This is a genomic window from Micromonospora phytophila, assembly GCF_023656545.1.
Taxonomy (GTDB): domain Bacteria; phylum Actinomycetota; class Actinomycetes; order Mycobacteriales; family Micromonosporaceae; genus Micromonospora; species Micromonospora phytophila.
Genome location: NZ_JAMOKF010000516.1, coordinates 1 through 2,642 on the forward strand (window position 1 = coordinate 1; position 2,642 = coordinate 2,642).

At 75.7% G+C, this 2,642-nt stretch carries 2 protein-coding genes; both read right to left on the minus strand.

Annotated features, from left to right (window positions below; translation table 11 throughout):
• Window positions 1-179 precede the first annotated feature (179 nt).
• On the minus strand, window positions 180-1,250 hold the full coding sequence (locus NCC78_RS30605; protein ID WP_250798879.1) for an Rv3626c family coenzyme F420 biosynthesis-associated protein: 1,071 nt from the start codon (window positions 1,248-1,250) through the stop codon (window positions 180-182).
• 135 nt (window positions 1,251-1,385) lie between these two features.
• Window positions 1,386-2,642: D-alanyl-D-alanine carboxypeptidase/D-alanyl-D-alanine endopeptidase (dacB, locus tag NCC78_RS30610; protein WP_250798880.1), on the minus strand; the 1,257-nt coding region annotated here is incomplete at its 5' end.

The following is a 2,642-nucleotide window of genomic DNA, read 5'->3' on the forward strand; positions in this document are numbered from 1 at the left end:
CGGCGGGACGACCCAGCCGGGGCGCGACGAACGCGACAGCGGCGGCCAGCGCGAGCGAATCGGCACCACCCGAGCAGGCGACCAGCACCGGACCCTCGGGCGGCAGGTCGGCCAACGCGCGGCGGACCGACACCCGGATCGCGGCCACCGGCGGGGCGAGTGCGGCCACCGGCGGCCGGTCAGCCGGCGGCCGGGAGCGGGCCGGCCGGCCCGTGCACCCGGGCCACCCAGGCGTCCGGGTCGCCGAGCTCCTCCAGCCGGGGCAGGGTGAGCGGCGAGGCGAAGATCCGGTTGAAGCTCTCCATGCCGACCCGCTCGACCACACCGTGCACGAACTTGCGGCCCTCGGCGTACTGGCGCATCTTGACGTCCACGCCGAGCAGCCGGCGGATCGCCTTCTCCAGCGGGTTGCCGGCCTCGCGGCGCCGGTTGAACGCCGCCCGGATCCGCTCGACGCTCGGGATGACCTGCGGGCCGACGCCGTCCATGACGAACTCGGCGTGCCCCTCCAGCAGGGTCATCAGCGCGGTGAGCCGGTCCAGCACCGCCCGCTGCGCCGGGGTCTGGACGATGTCGAGCACGCTGGTCCGGCTCTCCGGGTCCTTCACCGCGTCGGAGAGGGTGGCCACGCCGCGGCGCAGCCGCTCCAGCAGGTGCTCACCGCCGCTGGACGACGCGTCGACGAACGCCTGCACCTCGCTGAGGAAGTACGCCCGCATCCACGGCACGGCGGTGAACTGGGTGCGGTGGGTCACCTCGTGCAGGCAGACCCAGAGCCGGAAGTCGCGCGGGTCGGCTCCCAGCTTCCGCTCCACCTCGACGATGTTCGGCGCGACCAGCAGCAGCTGCCCCGGGTCGGCGGAGAAGACCTCGTACTGGCCGAGGACCCGGCCGGAGAGGTACGCCAGTACGGTGCCGGCCTGCACGCCGGTCAGCCGGGAGCCGATCGCCTCGGTCAGCGGGCCAGGCCGCTTGTCTTTGGCGAGCCGGCCGACCAGCGGAGTGATCACCTCGCGCAGCCCGGCGATGTTCGTCGCCGCCCAGTCGCGTCGGTCCACCACCCGCACCGGCGGGTGGGACACCTGCGAGCGCAGGCCGGTGTAGTCCGCGACGTGCCCCGCCGCCTCGTCGGTCAACCGTCGCAGGTCGCCGACCACGTCGGTGGCCTCGGCGTACGACACCCGGGGGCCCGACTTGCCCAGCGCCCCCGCGGTCGCGGCGGCCAGATCCCAGTCCACGAACTGCGCCATGCACCCACCGTACCCGCGCCGGAACACCCCGGCCCGGCGTCGCCCCGGCCCCTCCACCGCCGTCGATCCGAGCGCGACTCGCCCTCCGAGGTCACCGAGCGGCGGCCACCCCCGGCCGGCGGGACGGGAGCGGGGTCAGCGGCAGCCGCAGGTGGCGAGGGTGGCGGTTATCCGGTCGAGGGCCACCCGGGCGGCCTCCAGCCCGTCGGGGGGCGCCGCGTCGGTGAGCACGGCGAAGGTGAGCAGTCGCCCGTCGGCGGTGCTGACCAGGCCGGCGATCGCGTGGACCTTGCTCAGCGTCCCGGTCTTGGCCCGGACCACCCCGGCGCCGGCTTTCGTGGCCGCCGACTCGTAGCGCTCGGCGAGAGTGCCGGACCAGTCCGCGACCGGCAGCCCACCGAAGATGGCGGCCAGCTCGGGACGGCTGCCGTTGCCGGCGAGCGCGATCAGGTCGGTCAGCAGCGAGGGACTGATCCGGTTGCTGCGGGAGAGCCCGCTGCCGTCGGCGAGGGCGAGCTCGTCGGCGGGCAGGCCCAGCTCGGCGGCCACCGCGTCCATCGCCTTCGCGGCGCCGACGAACGAGGCGGGCTCGTCGCGGGCCAGCGCGACCTGCCGGGCCAGCGCCTCGGCGATCAGGTTGTCGCTGTCACTGATCATGATGTCGACCAGCCGGACCATCGGCAGGGACTCGACCTTGCCCAGCTCGCTGCCCGGGGCGCCCGGGGCCGCCCCGGCAGCGGCGGCGGGGGCCGTGCCGCTGCCGACGCTGGCGGCGGGCACGCCCAGCAGCCGGGCGAAGGAGCGGCCGGCGGCCAGGTCGGGCTTCGACACCCGCTCGGCGCCGTGGTTGCCGGCGTCGTGGTCCTTCAGCGCCTGCGCCACGTCGCTGCGGGCGCCGTCGGTCATCAGCGCGGTCACCGAGCCGCCGTAGCCGCCGGTGGGGATGTCGTCGTCCCAGCCGGGCTCGTGCACCGGGCCGGAGTAGAGCGTCGAGTCGACGGTCACCTTCGTCGGCTTCGTGCCGCCGAGCGCCGTCTTCACCTGGCCGGCGAGGTCGTCCAGGCGGGCCGCCCCCGGGTAGAAGCCCTTCTTGTCGACCGCCAGCGTCGGGTCGCCGCCACCGACGATCACCACCTCGCCCGGGGTCGCGCCGGCGACCGCCCGGGTCGGGATGCGGTACGCGGGGCCGCGCGCGGCGAGCACCGTCACCGCGGTCACCAGCTTGGTCACCGAGGCCGGGACGGTGCCGTCGTCCGCGCCCCGGCTGAAGAGCGGCTGTCCGGTGGCCACGTCGGCAACCGAGACGTTGACCCGGTCGCCGAGGGCGGCCGCGCCGACCAGCGGGGTGAGCGCGGCGCGTACCCCCTCGGGGGTGGGCAGCGGAGCGTTCGC

Excerpts from the sequence above, each read along its gene's own strand:
- NCC78_RS30605 (WP_250798879.1), bottom strand. The coding sequence starts at position 1,250 with ATGGCGCAGTTCGTGGACTGGGATCTGGCCGCCGCGACCGCGGGGGCG.